The sequence below is a fragment of the Bacillus sp. FSL W8-0223 genome, assembly GCF_038006805.1.
Lineage (GTDB): Bacteria > Bacillota > Bacilli > Bacillales > DSM-4216 > Bacillus_O > Bacillus_O smithii.
Window position 1 is genome coordinate 3,138,350 of record NZ_JBBOVX010000001.1, and the last position, 17,262, is coordinate 3,155,611.

The 17,262-nt window shown below is 39.0% G+C and carries 15 protein-coding genes; 5 read left to right on the forward strand and 10 right to left on the reverse strand.

Annotated features, from left to right (window positions below):
* Window positions 1-9 precede the first annotated feature (9 nt).
* The 7 genes from NST81_RS15075 to NST81_RS15105 form a co-directional block, all read right to left on the reverse strand.
* Complete coding sequence (locus NST81_RS15075; protein WP_048624066.1) at window positions 10-2,115, reverse strand: BglG family transcription antiterminator; 2,106 nt, start codon at window positions 2,113-2,115, stop codon at window positions 10-12.
* A gap of 169 nt (window positions 2,116-2,284) precedes the next feature.
* Window positions 2,285-3,784 (reverse strand): PTS mannitol transporter subunit IICB, encoded by a 1,500-nt coding sequence (locus NST81_RS15080; protein ID WP_048624067.1) that lies wholly within the window; start codon window positions 3,782-3,784, stop codon window positions 2,285-2,287.
* 385 nt (window positions 3,785-4,169) lie between these two features.
* Entirely contained in the window at window positions 4,170-4,955 is a 786-nt protein-coding gene (locus tag NST81_RS15085; RefSeq protein ID WP_341030173.1) for a CPBP family intramembrane glutamic endopeptidase, read from the reverse strand.
* Between the two features lie 44 nt (window positions 4,956-4,999).
* A complete protein-coding gene (locus tag NST81_RS15090) occupies window positions 5,000-5,704 on the reverse strand; it encodes a hypothetical protein (protein WP_048624069.1) in 705 nt (234 codons plus the stop codon).
* A gap of 3 nt (window positions 5,705-5,707) precedes the next feature.
* Complete coding sequence (locus NST81_RS15095; protein WP_341030505.1) at window positions 5,708-6,274, reverse strand: helix-turn-helix domain-containing protein; 567 nt, start codon at window positions 6,272-6,274, stop codon at window positions 5,708-5,710.
* Window positions 6,275-6,567: 293 nt separating this feature from the next.
* Window positions 6,568-7,260 (reverse strand): LrgB family protein, encoded by a 693-nt coding sequence (locus NST81_RS15100; protein ID WP_040340866.1) that lies wholly within the window; start codon window positions 7,258-7,260, stop codon window positions 6,568-6,570.
* Window positions 7,260-7,640 carry a CidA/LrgA family holin-like protein gene (locus tag NST81_RS15105; protein WP_341030174.1) on the reverse strand — a complete coding sequence of 127 codons (381 nt, stop codon included), beginning with the start codon at window positions 7,638-7,640 and terminating at the stop codon, window positions 7,260-7,262. The genes NST81_RS15100 and NST81_RS15105 overlap by 1 nt, the downstream gene beginning before the upstream one ends.
* Before the next feature lie 175 nt (window positions 7,641-7,815).
* Between NST81_RS15105 and NST81_RS15110 the strand changes: the two genes are divergently transcribed.
* The 4 genes from NST81_RS15110 to NST81_RS15125 all read left to right on the forward strand — a co-directional run bounded on the left by NST81_RS15110 (window position 7,816) and on the right by NST81_RS15125 (window position 11,413).
* Window positions 7,816-8,253: a MarR family winged helix-turn-helix transcriptional regulator gene (locus tag NST81_RS15110; protein WP_341030175.1), complete on the forward strand. Its 438-nt coding sequence runs from the start codon at window positions 7,816-7,818 to the stop codon at window positions 8,251-8,253.
* Between the two features lie 167 nt (window positions 8,254-8,420).
* Window positions 8,421-8,945 carry a VanZ family protein gene (locus NST81_RS15115; RefSeq protein ID WP_048624539.1) on the forward strand — a complete coding sequence of 175 codons (525 nt, stop codon included), beginning with the start codon at window positions 8,421-8,423 and terminating at the stop codon, window positions 8,943-8,945.
* Between the two features lie 792 nt (window positions 8,946-9,737).
* On the forward strand, window positions 9,738-9,938 hold the full coding sequence (locus tag NST81_RS15120; protein ID WP_048624073.1) for a DUF3311 domain-containing protein: 201 nt from the start codon (window positions 9,738-9,740) through the stop codon (window positions 9,936-9,938).
* Window positions 9,935-11,413, forward strand: a complete 1,479-nt coding sequence (locus NST81_RS15125; protein WP_048624074.1) for a sodium:solute symporter family protein — start codon at window positions 9,935-9,937, stop codon at window positions 11,411-11,413. Before NST81_RS15120 ends, NST81_RS15125 begins: the two co-directional genes overlap by 4 nt.
* Window positions 11,414-11,741: 328 nt before the next feature.
* Here the strand turns inward: NST81_RS15125 and NST81_RS15130 are convergent, their stop codons facing one another.
* A complete protein-coding gene (locus tag NST81_RS15130; protein WP_156179295.1) occupies window positions 11,742-13,358 on the reverse strand; it encodes an APC family permease in 1,617 nt (538 codons plus the stop codon).
* Window positions 13,359-14,106: 748 nt separating this feature from the next.
* Here NST81_RS15130 and NST81_RS15135 point away from each other — a divergent pair.
* Window positions 14,107-14,652 (forward strand): flavodoxin family protein, encoded by a 546-nt coding sequence (locus NST81_RS15135; protein ID WP_327797118.1) that lies wholly within the window; start codon window positions 14,107-14,109, stop codon window positions 14,650-14,652.
* A 113-nt stretch (window positions 14,653-14,765) separates the two neighbouring features.
* Here NST81_RS15135 and NST81_RS15140 read toward each other — a convergent pair whose 3' ends face one another.
* Together NST81_RS15140 and NST81_RS15145 are read right to left on the reverse strand one after the other, a co-directional pair.
* On the reverse strand, window positions 14,766-15,494 hold the full coding sequence (locus tag NST81_RS15140) for a YwiC-like family protein (RefSeq protein WP_341030176.1): 729 nt from the start codon (window positions 15,492-15,494) through the stop codon (window positions 14,766-14,768).
* Between the two features lie 537 nt (window positions 15,495-16,031).
* Window positions 16,032-17,081: a DUF1835 domain-containing protein gene (locus tag NST81_RS15145; RefSeq protein WP_328204036.1), complete on the reverse strand. Its 1,050-nt coding sequence runs from the start codon at window positions 17,079-17,081 to the stop codon at window positions 16,032-16,034.
* Window positions 17,082-17,262: the final 181 nt, after the last annotated feature.

The window sequence follows — 17,262 nt, forward strand, 5'->3', positions numbered from 1 at the left end:
TACACTCCTTTATTTTTTGATTTTTTCATCAAGAAACTGCTCGAACTTAGCGGCCAAATAGGATGAGACGGAATGAACATTATTTGATTCAAATATCTTTATACTTTGTTCGTTTTCAATAATGACTGTACTGATAAAGCTTAGGACCTCTAACCCTTCGCTTGGCAGCTGCTCAGGCGACAGCAGCAAAAGGAAGCTCTCTGCTTGTATTTCTGACTGATCCATCGCTTTGACTTGAAGCGGTTTATTCAGACTGACGATGGTGAAAGAAGGATGTAAGACCCTTTCATTTCTCGTGTGATACAATACGAGCTTTGTGTTGGGAATGCCTAATCCGCCTCTTTTTTCCCGCTCCAATAAAGCTTGTGTGATGAATCCAACATCCTGTATGACCCCTTGTTTATATAAGGACTGGCAAGCTTCCTTTAGAACTTGTTCAACCGTTTGAGGATCATTGACTGCTAACACTTGAAATCCTCTTAAAATCGTCGAAATGGCGGCGGAATATTCATATATGTTTTCAATTCTTTTAATGGTTTTATCCACCTGTTGAGAATCAAGGAACTGCCTGTCCAATTGAGGGGTTTCCTTATGAACCTTCTTCATCATTTGATGACGGATATAATTCCTAAGCTTTTTCATTTCCTCATTGGTCAATATCGGGCTGACGACAATATAATCACTTGGAAAACTAGGCAGCTCTATCGTTGAAATCACTAAATCAAAATCATCTATTGGCAATTGATTCAATTCAAATACTGAAGCAATTTGAAAGTTTTTGATTTCGGGCAGTTCCTGTTTAAGCCTTGTCGCCAACATTTTGGATGTTCCGATTCCGCTTGAACAAATAATTAAAGCGCTTAAATCCTTTGCTTTCCTGCCTAATAAGGCTGAGCCAAAATGCATGACCAAGTAACCGATTTCTTCATCCGGCACGGACAATTCCGAAAAAACTTTCTCTACTCCTTCTTGAACGATCATGAATAGATCTTCGTAATCTTCTTTAATTTTTGGCAACAATGGATTGGTAATTCCCATATTTTGTTTTATTCGATAAAGCGCTGGTTTTAAGTGTATCACCAGCCCTTGAAAAAGGGAGACATTACTCGATAAATCAACCTGCAATTGATTTTCCACAAAATGTATAAGGCTTTTCGCCTTTATCGCAACTTTGATACTGGACTCTTCTATAGGGTACTCTTTGTCATGTCTTAATTTTGCTCCTTGCAGATGCATCGTGACATAACCCACTTCAGCCGCCGGAATGGGAACTTTAAAAATTTCGGACAATCTGCGAATGATTTTCTCCGCTAATCGATATTCCTTGGTTGCCTTTAAACGTTCTAAATACTTTTGATCAATCTGAATGTTTTGCCCTTGTAAAATACGCTCAATGGCCAATGCTAAATGGACGACTAATCCGATATGGGCGCTGTCGGCAACTTGATACGGCAGTTCATCCTTCATTTCTTCAATGACTTTCTCCACAATGAGAAGCTTTTTCTTCTCAACCAGACCTAATAATCTTTCAGAGATAATATCCGATTGTTGAGTTGATTTTTTTTGAATGTTCTCTCTCACCAAGGATAAGAATTCTACTTCATTGAGATTATCCGCAATAATGCTTCTCATTGCTCTTCTTTTGGCGGTTTCAGTACCAATCAATTCAACACCGTAGCCTCTTTTTCTCAGAATGGACAAGTCGAAAACCCTTAAGTGATCCTCCAGCTTCGTAATATCGTTGCTGACGGTAGCAATGGTCACATTTAAATCATTGGCCAAAGAAATGAGCTTAACTGGTTCCGGCGATTCTAATAAAGTACATAAAATAAACGTTTGACGTTCATCAGGTGTATATTCTTGGCTAGTTAAATGGAAAAGAGCCCTCTTTAACTCTTCCATCTTTTCTTCTTCTCCTATAATTTGGATGCCCACACCCGATTTTTTAACTAAACTCAAATGGTAGTCCTTTAAAATGTCTTCGACTCCTTTTAAGTCTCGATGAATGGTGCGCACGCTTACATCCATTTCCTTCGCAAGATCCTTGACCGTCACTTCTTCCTTTTTTTCCAGCAACATTTCCAGTATCAGTCTTTCTCTTGCGGAAACATACATAATGTTCACTCCACTAGGAACTTTGTGAATTCCAATCCATTTCTTTCATTATTAAAATAAAACGATTTCATCACTGATGACAACAATAGAAAAACATCATTTTGTCCGCAGTATTGTTGCCATTTTTAAAGATCTTGTTTAGATTCTTCACTGGCTAAGATTAAATGGCTTATTTTCTTTTTAAGCTTTCGACAAGCTCATCATATTTCGGGCTGTTTAAAAAGTTTTCTACAGAAATGTGATAGGCATTCGGCAGCTTAGCCTTCGCACGATCCGTTAAATCTTTATGCGTAACGACAATATCGGCATCATCAGGAAGATTATTAATAGAAGTATTTGATACCGTGATATTTAATTGTGCTTTTTGTACTTTATTTCTTAAGATAGAAGCTCCCATCGCACTAGAGCCCATCCCTGCATCACAAGCAAAAATAATTTTGTTGACTTTATCAGGCAGTTCATCCTGAACAGATGTTGTTTCATTTACTGCCGTTTGCTCTTCTGCCGTTGTTTGCTCTGCTGCTGCTGTTTGCTTATTCGCTTCACCTGTTTTGATTAAAGCGGCAGCTCTGCTTTCTTTTCCTTTCAGCGCAGAAGTTTTTTCAGTCGCTTTTACTAAATCCTCTTCACTGGATTCTTTCGATGTTTTTAAGATAACCGAAGAGATCAAGAAAGATACAACAGCTGCTGCAAGTACTCCGGCAATAACACCCAAATAATGACCTTTCGGTGTCATAGCGATCAGTGCAAAAATACTTCCAGGTGACGGTGCCGCCACTAAACCAGCATTGAATAATTGGAAAGTAAATACACCCGTTGCTCCTCCTGCAATAGCCGCAAGAATGAGAATCGGTTTCATTAATACATACGGGAAATAAATCTCATGAATTCCACCAAAGAAATGAATAATAACGGCTCCCGGAGCTGATTGTTTGGCCGATCCTTTTCCAAATAAACAGTAGGCTAACAGTATTCCCAACCCAGGACCTGGGTTTGGCTCTAATAAGAACAACATTGATTTCCCGGCTTTTGCTGCCTGATCAATTCCAAGCGGGCTTAAGATACCATGGTTGATCGCATTGTTTAAGAACAACACTTTAGCAGGTTCTATAAATATACTGGCCAGCGGCAATAAATGCGCATTTATAATAGCTTGAACACCAGCTGCCAACGTTTTGTCCAGCGCTAAAACAATCGGGCCAATTCCTTTATAAGCAAGTAATGTAAGAAGGCCTCCAATGATACCGGCTGAAAAGTTATTTACCAGCATTTCAAATCCAGACTTTACTTTTCCTTCAACCGCCTGATCAAATTTCTTGATGGCCCATCCACCTAAAGGCCCCATAATCATAGCTCCTAAAAACATAGGGATATCCGATCCGACAATGACCCCCATCGTTGCAGTTGCGCCAACGACGCCGCCGCGTATATCGTGAACGATTCTTCCTCCCGTAAATCCAATTAAAATAGGGAGCAAATAAGTAATCATTGGACTCACTAGCTTCGCTAAACTTTCATTAGGAAGCCAGCCTTTCGGAATAAATAAAGCAGTAATGATTCCCCAAGCGATAAATGCTCCTATATTCGGCATAACCATGCCGCTTAAATAACTACCAAATCGCTGAACTTTGACTTTAACACCTGAGTTGGCCTGACTATTGGTCGTCATCTTATAACTCCTCTCATACTATATTGAAATATAATGATTGCACTATCATAATAAAGCGGTTTCATGACAGGTTCAATAAATACAAAAATCAAATTTGTCCATCTGATTGTTGACATTATTAAAAATGGGGAAATTTGGTGCGGAAAAGAGACCGGATTGTAAGCAGGAGACTTATCCCTTTTAGGTTCCCTTTTTTAAGTCATTTCATTCATTTTTGGAATACCGATAGAAAATGATTGATTCAACTGGCCGTATTCAGCGAAACACAAAAAGAATGGAAATAAATTTTACTCCAATCATTGAACTTATTTTTAGCAGTATGCTTCAATCGTGGAAAAACAAAAACGATTGGGATGGAATTGAAGTATTTTGGTTGAGGAACCCGTTAAACCATTGCTTTTAACCATACGATCATCGTGACGACAATATGAACTGTTGCGTGAGCCATCATGGCCGCTTCCAAACTCCTCTTCCAGAAAAGCCAGCCAAATGCGATTCCGGCTATTCCGTTTAATAACATCATACGAAAGAAAATAAACCATGTCAGTGGTGCAAGAACTGTATTTGCCCCTAAATGGGCTACTCCAAAAAAAAGGGAACTAATCAAAATGGAAAGCCACATGATCCACGGTTTCGGCCGATTTTTTCTGTGTTGAAAGAAACGCCAACCCATCCATGCAACGAAAGACATGAGTCCCCATCGCATCATTATTTCTTCGCTAATGCCTCCATAAAAAATGCCTCCCAAAGCCACGACCAAGCTGCGGGACTGTGTAATTAGATGAAAACCGTTTGGAAGCCACTGTTGAAAGATCAAATCGAATAAGTAGTAGATGACGGCAACCATCATTCCTAACATGATAGCTTGATTTATGTCTGATCGAAGGGAGGGCCATAATTTCGCTTTTCTCGCCATGTTTTCAACGATATGCGATTTTAAACCTAGCCGAGGCGTGAGGAAAATGCCAATGACAATCGCAACGATTAAAAGAATAATCGGATTGATCAAAGATAATCCGGCTAAAACAGCTAAAGGGAGATCAGGTTTATTGGGAATATCTTTTAATACTTGAGAAAGGGTAATTTCAATGGTCGGAATAATCATGAACACCCCTAAAAGACTAAATGTAAATAAAACCCAAAACTGCTTCCAGAATAGTTTAGCAGACATACGTTTTTCTCCTTTTCCCTTTATAGATAACATACTCTTTACTACTACCATGCAATAAGTCCCGTTACTAATAATGCTGTCCCTACAACGGCTACGAATAATTGTGCAGCCAACATATTTTTACTAGATAGCCAAACAACTACTAAATTAAATAAGCTATGGACAATAACAAAAATGAACGTTAGCAAAGGGATTTTCGCTATAAGTAGTGTGACTCCAATATGAAAGGCACTTGCAAAGATCCGTTCCACCACACCCCACAATGGACTTAAACGAAGTTGTCCATTTGATTCTAATAATTCTTTTACTTGAATCGATTTTTCATCTTGTCGTTGTATGATATGGATTAGAACGAATCCGTTGATGATCGTAAATAATACTTCTATCGCAGCCCACCCTTGACCAACTGAAATCGCCCAGGAGAAAGAGGTTCCAGTAAGCAACAAGAGAATCAAACGAACTCCTTCCTCCAAAGGTCCGGAAGATAAACCAACAAAAAGTGTGGCTTTTTCTTTAGACAATCCCTTAAACAATACAGTGACTGGACCGCGTAGAAAAAGGGCAATCACCCAGCCAAGAGCTCCCAAACTAAATGCTTTCCATTGAATAGGGCTAAAACCATGGTAAAAAAACAACCCAAATGATATAGGAACTGCTAAATAAAAAGGGATTGCAAGGATAAATCTACGAGCCATTTTTTGATTGGATGGATCAGATAATGTATTTTCGTTTTTCAAAGGTGTCGGCATTGATTATTCCCCCTCTCCTTTATGGTTTGAAGGTTTTTGTTCTGGCTGAGGTATGAAGATCATTGAAAGTGTGCGAAGGCGCCTGCCAGGAGCCGGTTGATTTTTAAGAGCCGGCTCAACAACAGAACGAATTGCTTGTAACAATCGGGAAAACTCCTCATCGCTTAAATACAATGAAGCCTTTCGATAGCTGACTCCATCCGCCTCCAGATCAAAGTGTTCTTGCTGCAAATACCTGTGAAAGTCAGATTGAATGGAAGCTAAAAAAGCCAAAAAATTCCGCATATGATCTTCTCGGCTGAAGTTTGCCAAATCATCTTTTGTCAAATTTGCTCCTTGTTCTGCCAATGTGTAAATTTTCTCTGTCGTTCCACGGACTTGTCGTTGATCAATAATTTGAATAATACCGCCTTCATGCAACTTATGAAGGTGTCGATATAATGTAGCCTGCGGAACATCCGGCAACAACTCGATTAATTGTTGAGCAGTTAGGTGCCGTCCCCCAGTGAAAGTTTGAACAATACGTAATCGGATCGGATGAAGAAGTAAATCTGCCTTTGACTGTTTGATCGTCGTTCACCTCTTTTTATTATTATCATTATTGATAATGATAATAATAAAGAAAATAACAATTGTCAATCCACAATTATCCCTTTTTTCATCTAATGAGAAAAAAATAAGAGCCGTTAGCCAACGTCCAACAACTAACGACTCCGTTTCATAAAATGTAGTACTTGAGATCCTCTTTTCCCTTTCATTGCCCCTTTTCACATACAACAAATTGAAAAACACAATCCATCGCATTTAATTCCCAATAATTTACCACTTTAATCCTTTAAAACAGCATGGGGGTCTGTCCCCTTTTAAATATGAAAGAACATGGTGATATACGGAGCGATAATGGAGCCTATTAAAGCACTTAAGGTCATGGCGACGGAGCCTGTGGAAACGGCTAGTTCACCGTATTCCGATGCTTTGGAAATGCCAAATACATGGGACGCGCTTCCGAGTGCAATTCCTTTTCCAAGTACACTTTTCACCCGCATCCATTTTAAGATTGCAGGACCTGCTATGGCACCGGTAAGACCGGCCACCATTACACATACAATCGTCATCGAGGAAATTCCGCCGATATTCGATGTAATTTGAATGGCCACCGGCGTCGTGATGGATTTTGGAAGGATTGATAACATAAGAGTACGATCAAAATGAAAAAATTCGGCAAAGAAAAGGCCGCTCAACATTCCGGTCATCGACCCGACACTAACTCCTACAAGAATAGGAACAACATATTTTTTCAAAACAAAACGCTGCTTATACAAAGGATAGGCCAATGCCACGACGCTCGGTCCAAGCAAAAAATTAATCCACTTACCGCCTTCCATATACGTTTTATACGGTATATGCCAACTCACCAGCAAGGCAACGATCACAACGGTCGTGGTCAAAACAGGCAATAACAGCGGCCAAGAAAAGCGGGAATATATCCGGCTCATCACGACATAAATTCCAATCGTCATAAGGATCATGAAAATAGAGACAAGAACTTGTTGCATCATGCTTGTTGCTCATCCTTTCTTTTACGTTTCCCTTTTTCTAATAATTGACTGGCATGGCCCGCCACAATGACGGTGATAACGGTGCTGATAACAATAATGATAAACAATAATATTCCTTGTTTGGAAAGCAAAGTAGGGTAATTCATAATACCAACCATGGACGGAACGAAAAGAAGAGGCAGAAACGCTATTAAGAAGCCAGCCCCTTGTTCAATCCAATCCAGCTTAAATAGTTTTAAAGATAAACAAAGCAGCAATAATAAAAGTCCCAGCACATTTCCGGGAATCAATAAATGCAAAGCACGGTGAATCATTTCACCAATAAACGAAAACCCGTATAGAATAAAAATTTGAATAATAATTTGAATCCACTTCATCCGCAAAAATCCTTCTCCCACTCTCTTTAAATTGAGTAGTAATCATGTATGATAGGAATAGAAAATACTCAAATACTTGTATAATACAACTACATACACAATATTTATTATAAAATGATATTTTTCCTTGTCAATGAATTTAGAAGTTGAAAGCGGCGCCAATTTAAGGAGGAATATGAGATTGTCAAAAAAAGAACGTGCCATTGAACAAATCGAATACGAAATGACGACCTTTATACGTATGGCCACTTATGTGGACCAGACAGCTAAAAAAGTAGGCATCTTTGAACGTGCCACTTATTTACTGCTAAGAGAACTCGATAAATTAGGATCCGCACGGCTGAAGACACTGGCCGATGTGCTGAAACTTGATATTTCAACCGTCAGCAGACAAGCGGCCTCACTTGAATCCAAAGGACTAATCGAACGTTTAGCAGATCCGAGCGATGGACGAGCCACTCTTTTTCACCTTACCGCAACGGGAAAAGAGAAACTTGCTATGGACAAAAAAATACGATTATCCAGATACAATCAATGGTTGGAAGAATGGACAGAAGAAGAATGCGAAATATTCAAAAATTTATTGAATCGATTAAACAACTCCTTTATTTAATAAAGGCTATGTTTTAAATCAATGTTGAAATTTGATATAATTTCGTGACAATTTGAATGTAAGTTAACTATAATTTATTACACAATCGAAGATAAGTGCGAACTGAAGATTATTTATAAACTGAACTTCAGAGAATAAGCAGGGATAAAATGAAAAATGGAGGTATTATGAATAAACGAGAGAGAATGAAAACAGTCTTTTTATATGGTATTTTCATTTGTTACATACTTTTGTTAATTAAAATATTGTTCTTATCAAGAATTTCGCATTTGGAGCATAGGTCAATCAATCTCATTCCTTTTTATAGTATAATGGAATATATATCTGGCAGATCTGCGAATATAAAAGCATTTGCTTTTAGTAATGTGGTTGGCAATATAGTTATTTTTATTCCCCTTGGTACATATTTGTCATTATTCAAAAATGATAAAAGAGTAATAACCAATTTGTTGTTTATATTTATAGTGAGTTTGTTTGTTGAAATCATTCAGGGGCTTTTAGGCATTGGAGCATCAGACATTGATGATATAATTCTAAATTGTTTGGGTGGATTGATTGGTATTTCAGGGTATAAGTTTTTATTGTTTATATTACGAGATGAGAAAAAAGTACATACTGCAATCACAATACTATCTGCTATCGGATTACCTCGTATATTATATTATTTATTCATGATGAGAATGAGATTCTGAATATCTTTATTTCATATTCAAGAAGATACCCTACACAAAAAGAACGTAGAAATTAAGCATAATGCGAAGTATAAGTTGGTTCGCTATCTTCTTAAAAGGCGAATTAAGGAAAGTCAAAGGGCTTCCCTTAAAAATCGCTTAATTTTCAACACTATTTTAAAACATAGCCTTAATAAAAAGAGAGCCATTATGAAACACCGTTCAAAAATGCGAACGGTGTTTATGATTTTAAAAGAAGGAAATGGTAAAATTCTGCCTTTATCCATTGTTTTCGATGGACCATTTCGAATATCACGAACTTTTCCTACGTATGATAAGGTCCTCCCCACTATATCATCCCCTTCCTTTTGTTTGTTCGACAGTCCTTTGTCGAAATGAAATGTCCATTTCTCCATTCTTTTTTTATGAAAAAATCAATATGCTTTTTTAAAAAGCACTCTTGCTGCTGCACTTTTATTAGAAGCTGTTTTTAGCCATTTCTTGCATCAGCAGATCGATATTTAGAGCATATAGAAAATGTCCTCTGTAGTTGTTTTAGCTAAATAACAAAAAGAATCTTGTTGTTGTCTGATATTTCTCCTAAATACCGGAATACCGCTGATGAAAAAGGCGCTTTGGAAGAAGACAAACCGACTTTGTCATTTTTTATCTGATCAAATAATTTTAATATTCTGATAATTATGTTATATTATATAACATACTCGAATTTTAATCAGGAATAGAAATATCCGCCAGCTCCGTTGGGAAAGCGTTCTAAAGGTTTTCTATCATTCCATAGAGGAGGAAATAAAAATGAAAGGAATCCGCTGGCTAATGTTGCTCCCTTTTCTTGGCATTCTCGGCGGTATCCCGTTTGCCAACAGAGTGACTCCCTATATACTTGGCCTGCCGTTTATTCTTTTTTGGATTGTTGCCTGGGTGATCATCACTTCCATTATCATGGCGATTGTTTATCGCTTTGATCCGAAAGTGAAGGAGGAAGACCAAACATGAATACATCGTTGGTGTTGATTTTTGCTTTTCTGCTGTTATCCCTTTTCTTAGGAGTACGAGCGCGGAAAGGGAAAGAAATGAATTTGGAACAGTGGACAGTCGGCGGCCGCGGGTTTGGCACCATTTTTGTCTTTCTTCTCATGGCGGGCGAAATTTATACGACATTTACCTTTTTAGGCGGCAGCGGCTGGGCATACAGCAAAGGCGGGCCAGCGTTTTACATTATCGCGTACGGTTGCTTGGCGTATGTTCTGTCGTATTGGATGCTCCCAAAAGTATGGAAATATGCGAAAGAACATCAGCTTATGTCACAGTCTGATTTTTTCGCCAGCAAATACAACAGCCAAGCGTTAGGAGTGCTGGTTTCTCTGGTTGGGGTGCTGGCACTTATTCCGTATTTGGTACTGCAGCTAAAAGGATTAGGCATCATCGTTTCTGAAGCTTCATATGGTACGATTTCAGAAACGGCGGCTATTTGGATCGGCGTTGTTGCCGTTACAGTATATGTAATTATTTCAGGAATCCACGGTTCGGCTTGGACAGCGCTAGTGAAAGACATCACGATTCTTATTGTCATCGCCTTTTTAGGTCTTTATCTGCCGTTTCATTACTATGGCGGAATTCGGCCGATGTTTGAAGCGATCGAAAAACCCAATCCAGGTTTTCTCTCCTTGCCGAATAAGGGGATGAGCGTATCATGGTTCATTTCGACCGTACTGTTGACGGTTCTTGGTTTTTATATGTGGCCTCATACGTTCAGTTCGATTTATTCGGCTAAGAGCGCCAATGTTTTCCGGAAAAATGCCATTATTTTGCCCATTTATCAGTTATTGCTTCTATTCGTCTTTTTCGTCGGCTTTGCGGCGATTTTAAAAATACCGCATTTGGAAGGATCGGATACCGACTTGGCGCTGTTGCGTTTGTCCATTCAGACATTTGATCCTTGGGTCGTCGGGCTGATCGGCGCCGCCGGGCTGTTGACGGCTATGGTTCCAGGTTCGATGATATTAATGACGGCTTCCACGCTGCTATCGAAAAATGTCTATAAAGTATTTTCTCCTTCTGCCACTGACCAACAAGTTGCAAAGCTGGCGAAATATCTTGTTCCTGTCATTGCCTTGATTTCGTTATACTTTACGTTCCGTGGAGGAAATACGATCGTTGCTTTGCTTCTCATGGGATATAGTCTGGTGACGCAGCTGTTCCCATCGTTTGTACTAAGCTTGATGAAAAACAATTTTGTAACGAAACAAGGAGCGTTTGTTGGTATTATAGCCGGGGTTGCAACGGCGGCTTATATGACATTATCAGGCAGCGGCATTGGTACTTTGTTCCCGTCCTTGCCCCAGACAATGCAAGATTTAAACGTCGGAATGATTGCGTTGATCGTGAATGCTGTGGCGACAGTGGTTGTAAGCTGGATTTCAGGCAACCCTCGGTCAGTAAACGTTGACTCAAAAGAAAATACCATGTAGGGGAACCGATTTTTTCCCGATCGCTAGTCTATTTTATTGAAAAAGCAGCGATGAGACAGCAAAAACATTTCATTGGCATTAGAAAGTATGGAGGGAACGTGAACTTTGACCAGACATAAAATTCACCTTCGGATTCCAACAATGCATTCTTGCCCTTATAGACACCAAACAAAAACACCCCCATCAACCGAATGGAGTGGCCATTCGATTCAGGAGGTGTTTTTTCCTTGTATTATTTTATTGTGTCGCTTCAAGCCATTTGTGCAATCCCATAAAGGTATTTTTTCGATTCCTAGATTCTATTCAGCCAACTAAGCCATTCCTACTTTTAATTTTGAGCCACTTTTTTTATGCTTTCGTTTTCGTATTCTACTGGCTGATTGAGGCTTTCAGCTTCTTTCAATTGATCCGTGAAGTAAGCGGATCGAATCGCCCACGCATAAAACACTAGTGCACTGACCGCAACGACTACCATATCCCAACCGTACGGAATGATATTATATCCGCCAAATTGTTTACTGCCGAGACAGGAAATGAGCATCATATAGAGAAGATAGCAAACGAGCCACAACCCTGCCTTGAAATTTTTCAAAAACGTTTCCTTTCCTCGCTTCGCTTCATAATAAAAGTAAATCGGAAGGCCTATGAGCATGACGAACAAAACTTGTCCGGTTAATGGCCATCTGGACCAATATAAAATCAGCGAAGAAACGATAAAAGCAATCGGAGCAATGACAGCTAAACCTTTTGTTTTCAAAGGACGGTGGTAGTCAGGAACCAGCTTGCGCAAAGACATGACTGTAACCGGACCCGCCATATAGCTGACAACAGTCGCTACCGATATGACTTCCACCAGTTCTCCCCATCCGCGGAATAAAAACATAAACAAATAGGACACAGCCAAGTTTAACCACATGGCAGGCCGCGGAACCTTATATAATGGATGGACGGTTCCGAAAATCTTTGGAAAGTAGCCGTTTTTCTCCATCCCGTAAATCATTCTTGCCGTAGTCGCAGTGTAGACGGTTCCTGTACCTGAAGGCGAGATCACAGCATCAGCAAACATCGCAACCGCCAGCCAACCGATTCCAAGAGCCAACGCCAAATCAGCAAACGGCGACTTCATCTCTAATCCGGTCCATCCATGTGACAGCATGCTGGAAGGAACACTGCCGATGAACACGAATTCAAGAAGGAAATAAAGTACTCCCGCCGTAAGCAGCGATAAAATGACGGCAAGAGGAACGTTGCGTCCCGGATTCTTCACTTCTCCCGCAAGATTGATGGGCGTCTGAAAGCCATTAAAAGCAAACACGATACCCGATGTGGCAATCGCGGTCAATACGCCTGACCAACCGTTCGGCATAAATCCACCGGATACATGCGTAAAATTAGTTGTCTTAAATCCGACGACATAAATCCCGATAACGGTCAATAACGGGACGACAAATTTGATCACTGTGACAATGGTGTTGGCTTTCGCAAACAATCCGACCGTCCAATAGTTGAGCAAGAAAAAACCGATAACCAAAAAGAACGCTAAGACTAGTCCTGACGTTGTCAAATGGGTTCCATCATACATATTTTGCGCCCACGCCCATGGCCACGAGCTCATATATTGTACGGAAGCTTCTGCTTCGATTGGAATCACTGATACGATCGCTATCCAGTTTGCCCAACCAGCGATAAACCCTACAAACGAGCCGTGGGAATATTGAGGATAGCGCACCATTCCTCCCGACTCCGGAAACATACCTCCTAACTCAGCATAAGAAACGGCAATACAAATGATGATCAGACATCCGATAATCCATGAAAAGATCGAAGCAGGACCAGCTACTTTTGCCGCTTTCCAAGCACCGAACAACCAACCTGAACCAATGATAGAGCCCAATCCCGTCAACGTTAATGCGAAGAGCCCTATTTCCCGTCTCAAATTCTCCACTTTTTTTTGCATTCTTTCACCCTCTTTTGTCTTGTCAAAGATAAAGTAAAGGAAATCATTCCCAAGGATTTCGGGAGTAAAACATTTGAAAAAAATATTATTTTTCGGAATATTTTTGACAAAAAATTTGTACTGCTCGACTGTTTTTCTTTATTCGCTAATCGCTTTTAATCTATCATTCCTATAAAACATTACTCTCTCCAAAAAGTATGAATAAGTGTCAACAGCTTATTCTTTATGCGTAAATAGTTTTTCAGCAAAATCTGCTTTCTGTAATAAAAAGAATGTATTTTTATCAATGAAACGGCATTACGTTGAACTAGTTTGCCCCCCAAAACCCACCACCTTATTCAATATTTAAAATATCCTGAATACTTCGTTTAGTACTTCCTCAAACGCTTCGCATATATGCTTTTATAATATAATATATCATATTTCACATAATCGTCAATAATGCAACATTATCGCGTTATATAATATAACATTTCATTATGCAGAGAAGAATTTGGTTTTGCCAATACCATATCAAAGCTTTCTGATTTCCGATAGACTAAAAAATCTGGAAAAAGGCCGCGCCACGGCTAAATAGCAATGTCAAGAAATTCATTTAAAATTGGGCGAATGGTCTAAATGCGACAGGAATACATTTCTCATAGTATACTAGGACTGTCAGGCTTCACTATTCATTGATCATAAGGGCAAAATAATTGAATTGCTTTTTAAAGATAAAAAAAGGAGAGTGTAAAACATGTCCATCGCCGTCATTTACGGGGGAACCCGCCCCAATGGCAACACCGAAATTCTGACGAATCGGGCGATTGAAGGGTTGGAAGCAGAACGAATTTATTTAAATGAGTATGACATTCAGCCAATTGTAGATGGCCGTCATGCAGATGAGGGATTTCCAAAAGTAAACGATGATTACAACAAGGTTCTTGATCGCGTTTTACCACATGACATTCTCATTTTTGCTACCCCCGTTTATTGGTATAGCATGTCGGGAACGATGAAAAATTTTATCGATCGTTGGTCACAAACCTTAAGAGACCCTGAATATCCTGACTTTAAAGCGAAAATGGCTGAAAAAGAAGCGTATGTCATTGCGGTCGGGGGAGATCATCCAACTTTGAAGGCACTCCCGCTCGTTCAGCAGTTTCAGCATATCTTTGATTTTATGGGAATCGCTTTTAAAGGATATATTCTTGGTGAAGGAAACAAACCGGGGGATATTCTTCAAGACCCAAAAGCATTATCAGCGGCTGACCAATTGCGAGAAAGTCTCAAAAAGAACTAATTTCAAAAAGTTCGCACCGGTTCTTTGGCGATTTTATTTCCTGAAGAGGGACTCTTCATCCCTCTTCTCATTTACTTGGCAATAGAACAGCATTCAAAGAAATCCACTTTTCGTTAAACATGAAACAGTAGAAGCATAGCGGCAAAAAAGTAAATGGCGTTCGCAAACTCTGAAAGTCCTATTTTCTTTATAGGCAATGACTTTCCATATAAATAAAAGGCTCGAATGACACTTGGTATGTAAGCAAGTACAAATAACGGGTAGTGAGCATAGATTAATCCAATGATTAATAATAAATGATATCCCCAGGAAAGCCATTTATAGACAGGATTATTTTTTTCACGGATCATCGTTTTTACGTAAAAAGTGCTTCCGATAAAAAATAAAAAGCAAAACATAAACAATTCCAACGAAGTCATAGTGAATTGGCCGTTCCCCATATAAAAACTGGCAAGACCGCCGATACAAAAACTTGTAATGGCCGCAACATCATTCACAAAATCGCGTTCTTTTTTCTTTCGCGCATAATAAATATTGATAATAAAGAACGGAACCATGGCAATACCGAAATAAAGAAGTTTTACTTGATAATAGATGGGGATGACAAACATCAGGACGGCAACAACACTATAACGATAAAACCACGGCAAGTATTCCTTACGTTTTAATTTTATAGCTGTTAATAACGGGTAGGTGGCTAAATACAGAGCCAGCCAACCGATAAATAACGGAATATGTAACCAAGTAAACCCTCCCGCATAAGCTCCAAGAAAAAAGGGGATGGTCAGCATCGCCCACGCTCCATGTTGTTTTGGAATGAGCCATTTTTTAGTAGAAGACATCACTTCTCACTCCTCTTGTTCGATTCCTGCGAAAGTTCATAGACGTGTCGAAGCGAGAAAAACATACCACCAACCAATCAGACACCGTCTTTTATTCCGCTCTCTTGTTTTATCCCGTCCACTTTACAATGACCACGAATGAAATAAAAGTAGTATTTTATATACTTCTATTATAATCGTCTTCCACTAAAAAGGTTTGTCTATTCTTTAACAATCTTCCAATAGAGGTCCCCTCTTCTATTCATTGAAGTTGCGATAGCACCAGTGACAGCGGGAAATGAATTTCTGGTACGCGTTTCCAAAGTCCAAGTTTATCTTTTGCTACTCCCAGAATAGCTTGTAGATTGTTCTTTAAAAATTAAGGTTGTCTATCCAATATGGAGACGGCCATACCACTTAAATTCAGGAGGTATTTTTCTCCTGTTTCATTTTATTAAGTCCCTTCTATTCCGTATCAATATTGGTTTCCTCATTAGTCTCAGCCAATTTCATTCAACCTGTAAGAATAATAAATAAAATAACAGTGTGAACCCTATCTCATTTTTTCGATCTCAATTTAATACTATAGCATCTCATAGCTTCTAGACTGCCTTCCATCTCGAAAACCCCTTTTTCTATTAGCCTCCTTAACCGATATTCCAAGAACTCATCCCCTACATACTGTTCTAAATGACCAAGAACCTCACCAATTAATCTCGCCGATTTCATAAAGTCATTTGTCTTTTGTTTGCCATGCAGCTTTTTAGCACTGTTTATCATATATTGGTCGTAATAATCTTCTGGGACGCTCAATATTCTTCCTTTCTGCCATATTCTTAATGATTCACCGTTTTCCGCAAGGCTGAGCCATTCTTGTTCAAATCGCTCTCTTTCAAGTTGTGACAATGGAGCTTTTTGCTTACTTTGCCCATAAATCACTTGGAGTTTCTCAGGGGGTATTTCCCCTGTATGCAGTACAACATACTCGGTGTCAAGTCGGTTAAAATGTTCAGCATACGTCTTTGTAGTGTTAATCACTTTGACTTCATTATTTTTCCCTTTTAATAAATGAAGAACATATCGTAATCCTGTCTGCTCGTGGGAGTTTTCCGCAACCCATATCGCAATCGATTTGCCTTCCGGAATGGATTTTATTTGATGAATCGTCCTTTGGGATTTTTGTTTATATTCAAAAAATTCATCATATGTATGGTTGAAATGATTTTTTATCCAATCAAATCTTGTTTTTTTCCCACTCTCTTCGTGCAAATGCCGGATTGGACCAACGGAAAATATATCCTCAAAAGAAATGACATTTTCCTCTTTATGTACACCCAAATCCTTTAAAACTACCTTTAAACTACCTGCAGGAGAATCACCAAAAAGAATATGAACCATCTTAAAAGTTCCTTCTTGGTTACTTTCCGACTGTTCATTTGTTAAATCAAAAATAGTTCTATATATCTTTCTTACATCATTAACAAACCCTTCTTCTGAATATTCTGTTTCTTTTAAAAGATTGACTCTAAGCAAAATATGAAATAGTAGTGACTTCGCTTCCCCTTCTGACAACCCTTTAATGACCTTTTTCAATTTTTCTATTTCCATGTTATGTTCCCTCCTAAGCGTCCCTCTTTGTTCAAATAAGGAAAGACTATGGTCATGCGAATATAACCTTCTTTTATAGAAAGAAATTTCCCAATAGGATCGACATCTTTATTTTTGATTTTTCTTCGTTTTAAATAAAGGAAAGAAATCTAGGTATCTCGCTTCTACTAAAACAAATCCA